Source organism: Comamonas sp. GCA5 (assembly GCF_036541385.1).
Taxonomy (GTDB): domain Bacteria; phylum Pseudomonadota; class Gammaproteobacteria; order Burkholderiales; family Burkholderiaceae_C; genus Comamonas; species Comamonas aquatica.
This window is the reverse complement of sequence record NZ_JAZHFR010000145.1, coordinates 1-4,176: the sequence shown is the minus strand read 5'-3', so window position 1 is coordinate 4,176 and position 4,176 is coordinate 1. Positions and strand designations below refer to the sequence as shown.

General features: G+C 66.9%; 2 protein-coding genes. One reads left to right on the top strand and one right to left on the bottom strand.

The features are described from left to right. Positions 1–340 precede the first annotated feature (340 nt). Positions 341–2,299 carry a PhoX family protein gene (locus tag SJH88_RS18585; RefSeq protein WP_042412428.1) on the bottom strand — a complete coding sequence of 653 codons (1,959 nt, stop codon included), beginning with the start codon at positions 2,297–2,299 and terminating at the stop codon, positions 341–343. Positions 2,300–2,539: 240 nt separating this feature from the next. Here SJH88_RS18585 and SJH88_RS18580 point away from each other — a divergent pair. Continuing rightward, positions 2,540–4,176, top strand: a 1,637-nt coding sequence (locus SJH88_RS18580; RefSeq protein WP_274755327.1) for a methyl-accepting chemotaxis protein, incomplete at its 3' end; no start/stop codon positions are given.

The following is a 4,176-nucleotide window of genomic DNA, read 5'->3' as shown; positions in this document are numbered from 1 at the left end:
CGCCGCCGTACGGGCCGCAGCCCGGAATGCCTTCGGATGCGCCCCAGCGCCGAGGCCCAGCCGGTCGGGCTGCACCCCTGGCGCCATTCGGGCCCGCGGCGGCCCTGCGGCTCAGACCCACCACCGCTCTTCATTTCAAAGCATTTGACGCTTGTTATGGCTGGCTTTCAGGCATCTATAAACCTGAAACCAGCGCTGCACTAGCGCTAAACACTCACTTTTTTATAGCTTCCACAGCGGCGCTGCCCCAACAACAAGGGCTGACACAGCCACCACTGTGTCAGCCCTTGCCATGCCCCCCGCCCGGGCGGGCAGGACGCATGTCTTTGCGCGGCGCGCCTCAGCTGCCGATCACGCCGCCATCGTCCTTGGTGATCACCACCGTGGCCGAGCGCGGAATGCTGTTGCCACCATCGGGCCAGTGGCTGTCGCCCTCTTCACCCGGGTGCTGGATGTTGATGAACATGGTCTTGTGGTCCGGGGTGAAGGTGATGCCGGTCACCTCGCACTCCTTGGGGCCCACCAGGAAGCGGCGGATTTCCTTGGTCACGGGGTCGGCGCACAGCATCTGGTTGTTGCCCTGACCGGCGTAGTCCCCCTTGTTGCTGTACTTGCCGTCGGTCTGGATCCACAGGCGGCCATCACGGTCGAAGGCCAGGCCGTCGGGGCTGTTGAAGGTGTTGTCGGCCGTGATGTTGGCCGAGCCCGAGCGCAGGTCCTTGCGGTCCGTGTGCACGGTGGGGTTGCCGGCCAGCACGAAGATGTCCCACTCGAAGGTGGTGGCCGCGGCGTCGCCCCCGGCTTCGCGCCAGCGCACGATCTGGCCGTAGACGTTCTTCTCGCGTGGATTGGCGTCGTCCACGGTCTTGCGGCCGCTGTTGTTGGTCAGGGTCACATAGACCTCGCCGGTGCGGGGGTGCACGGTCACCCACTCGGGGCGGTCCATCTTGGTGGCGCCCACCACATCGCCGGCCAAGCGGGCATGCACCAGCACGGCCGCCTGGTTGGCAAACTGGGCATCGGCACGCAGCTGGGGGTTGGCCTGCTTGTCCAGCAGCAGCCAGGTGCCGGTGCCGGCAAAGTCGCCCGTGGCGGCGCCCGCATCAAAACGGGCCACGAACAGCTGGCCGTCGTCCAGCAGGCGGCTGGTGTCGCCGCCGGGCACGTACTTGTGGTTCGAGACGAACTTGTAGATGTAGTCGTTGGCCTGGTCGTCACCCATGTAGATCACGGGACGGCCATCCTTGGTCAGGGCGAAGGCGGCGTTCTCGTGCTTGAAGCGGCCCAGCGCCGTGCGCTTTTGCGGGATGCTGCCGGGGTTGAAGGGGTCGATCTCGACGATCCAGCCAAAGCGGTGGGATTCGTTGGGCTCCTTCACATAGTCAAAGCGTGCCTCGTGCTTTTCCCACTGGAACAGGCTGCCCTTGGGCGACAGGCCGTAGCGCTTTTGCGCGGCGTTGCGGCGGTCTTCACCGGCGCTGGTGCCGAAGTAGTTGTTGAAGTTTTCCTCGCAGGTCAGGTAGGTGCCCCAGGGGGTGAAGCCATTGCCGCAGTTGTTGAAGGTGCCCTGCGCGCGCGTGCCGCTGGCATCGCCGCGGGTCTTGAGCAGGGCATCGCCGGCGGCAGGGCCGCTCATCTGCATGGCCGAATGCGCCGTGATGCGGCGGTTGTAGACGCTGCCCGGCACGATGTCCCATGCGCCCTTGGCGTTGCGCTTGAGGTGGATCACCGACACGCCGTGCGCGTTCATGGACTTGTGCACGTGGTCGCGGCCCCATTGCTTGGCCACGTCGCCGCCCTTGCGGCCAAACAGCCAGACGTAGGCGCCGGTCTTTTCATCGACCGTGCAGTACTCGTGGTTCATGACCAGCAGGCCTTCGTCGTTCTTGCCGTCCAGGGCGAAGAAGTGGATGCCGTCGTGGTTGTCGCCCACCTGCTGGGCCTGGGTGGCGGCGTCCTCGCTGCCATCGCCCTTGAACTTGGGGGCACCGTCCAGCAGCGGCGTGCCCCAGGGGGCCAGCACCTTGGCACTGTAGCCGGGCGCAATCTTGATGCTGTCGTCGGTCGAGATCGGAATGGCCTGGAAGCCGATCAGCGGCTGGCCGCCCTGGCTGCCCGATGTGGCGCAACCGACCAGCCCCCCGCCCAGACCCAGGAACATGGCCGCCGACAGGCCAGTGCCGGTGCGCAAAAAGCCACGGCGCGACACGGCGCTGGCCACCACGGTCTGGAATTCCGGGTTGGCGCTGAGGTTGGTGGGAACATCTTCGCTGTCGAGAGTGGCAGCTTGCAGATTCATGGTGGGCGTCCTTGAGGTCGTCGTGGGGGTTTCAAAAGCCCGGCCAGTGTCTGCAAACACTGTGTCAGCGACGTGACGGTTGCGCGGCATTTGCATGACAGCGCACCGCCGCGTTGTGCCACGGCCCCAAGGCTTGCAGGGCCCTGAAAAACGGGCGCCGGCTGCGCGTTGACCGCCATCCCAGCGCCCGAATCACAGCGCACAATGGCAGCACGCCCTCAACCACCGCGAGGTATTTCGATGCGCTTTGCAAATCTGAAAATTGGCACCAAGCTCGGCCTGGCGTTCGCGTCCATGCTGGCCCTGACCCTTCTGCTGGGCAGCGTGGCCCTGTGGCAGGTCGAGCGACTGAACCAGGCCCTCCACGGCATCAGCGAGAACGCCCTGCCCAGCGTGGCAGAGACCGGCAACATGCGGTCGCAATGGAACCGCTACCGCCGCCTGGAAAGCCACTTGCTCACGCCGCAGAGCGAATCGGCCGCCCAGACCCTGGATCAGCAGTCGCAGTCGGTACTGGCCTTGATCTCCGAGTCAGAGCAACGCTACAAGGCGCTGGAACAATCGGCACAAGAGCAGCAACTGCTGCAGGCCTACCAGCAGCAGCGGGACACCTACCTGGCCGTGCACCAGCGCTTCACGGAGGCGGCGTTGACCCTGCACCGCAGTGGCAACACCGACCCCGCCGCCCTGGTGCAGTTGCAGTCCATGTACACCCAGGAGGGCGAACCCGCGTTTGCCGCGCTGGCCGAGACAGTGGGCAAACTGTCGAGCATCAACCAGAACAATGCCGAGGTGCTGCGCACGGACAGCGCCACGGTCAAGACCTCGGCCATGTGGTGGGTGCTGGGCAGCATGGCCAGCAGCGCCGCCCTGGCGCTGCTGTTCGCGGTGCTGGTCACACGCTCGCTGGCCCGCCCGGCCCACCAGGCGATGCAGGCCGCCACGCAGATTGCGGCCGGGGATCTGACCCACCCCATCCAGGCCCTCAGCAGCGATGAGATGGGCACCCTGATGGCCACCATGGAGCAGATGCGCCACAGCCTGAGCACGGTGGTGCAGCGCGTGCGCAGCAACGCCGAGTCGGTGGCCACCGCCAGCGAAGAGATTTCGAGCGGCACCACGGACCTGTCCTCGCGCACCGAGGAGCAGGCCAGCGCCCTGGAAGAGACCGCCGCCTCGATGGAGCAGCTCTCGTCCACCGTGCGCCAGAACGCCGACAGCGCCCTGCAGGCTAACCAGCTGGCCCTGAGTGCCTCGCAAGTCGCCCAGCAGGGCGGCGAGGTGGTCAGCGAGGTGGTGGAAAGCATGCGCAGCATCACCGAGAGCAGCCACAAGATTGCCGACATCATCGGCGTCATCGACGGCATTGCCTTCCAGACCAACATCCTGGCACTGAACGCCGCCGTGGAGGCGGCGCGTGCCGGCGAGCAAGGGCGCGGCTTTGCCGTGGTCGCGGCCGAGGTGCGCAGCCTGGCCGGCCGCTCGGCCGAGGCAGCCAAGGAAATCAAGCAGCTGATCCACAGCAGCGTCTCGCGCGTGGAAGCCGGCAGCGCCCTGGTGGAGCGCGCCGGCCACACCATGTCCGAGGTGGTGGGCGCCATCCGCCGCGTGACCGACCTGGTCGGCGAGATCAGCGCCGCCAGCACCGAGCAGAGCCAGGGCGTGGCCCAGGTCGGCGAGGCCATCACCCAGATGGACACCACCACCCAGCAGAACGCGGCCCTGGTCGAGGAAAGCGCGGCCGCCGCCGACAGCCTGAAGCGCCAGGCCCAGGAGCTGGTGCAGGCCGTCTCGCACTTCAAGACCCAAGGGGGCGCGGCACCGGCGGCTGCCCCTGTCCGGGCCACCATGCCGGGCGCTGCAGCGCCCGTGGCTAC